Source organism: Rhizobium ecuadorense (assembly GCF_001187535.1).
GTDB classification, from domain to species: domain Bacteria; phylum Pseudomonadota; class Alphaproteobacteria; order Rhizobiales; family Rhizobiaceae; genus Rhizobium; species Rhizobium ecuadorense.
The window spans coordinates 1-341 of record NZ_LFIO01001082.1 but is presented as its reverse complement, the minus strand read 5'-3'; the positions used below and the strand labels follow the sequence as shown (position 1 = coordinate 341).

The 341-nt window shown below is 57.5% G+C and carries 1 pseudogene; it reads left to right on the top strand.

Annotation, left to right across the window (positions count from 1 at the left end):
* Nucleotides 1-341 (top strand): annotated as a pseudogene (locus tag AF337_RS22005) (nitrate ABC transporter substrate-binding protein); the annotation flags it as partial.

Here is a 341-nt window from a genome sequence, read left to right as displayed (position 1 = left end):
CCTTGATGGTTTTGGACGGCCTGGCCGCATCGAGGCTGTCCCCGGCGAGCGTCCGATGGTCGATCTTTTGCTGGATGGCGGGCTCGACGCCGTGTTCACGCCTTTCATGCCGAAGGGTTTCTTCGATCAGGAATCGCCCCTGCGACAGGTGCTGGATGATTTCCGCGCCGCTGAAGTCACTTACCTCAATGAGGTCGGCTATATCCCGGGCATGCATCTGATCGGCTTCAAGGCTGATATCGTCCAGGAGCATCCCTGGATCATGGATGAACTCAGCGAGTTGATCGACGAGTCCCAGCGTTTATGGCTGGAAAAGCGTGAGAAATACGCCGACACCACAC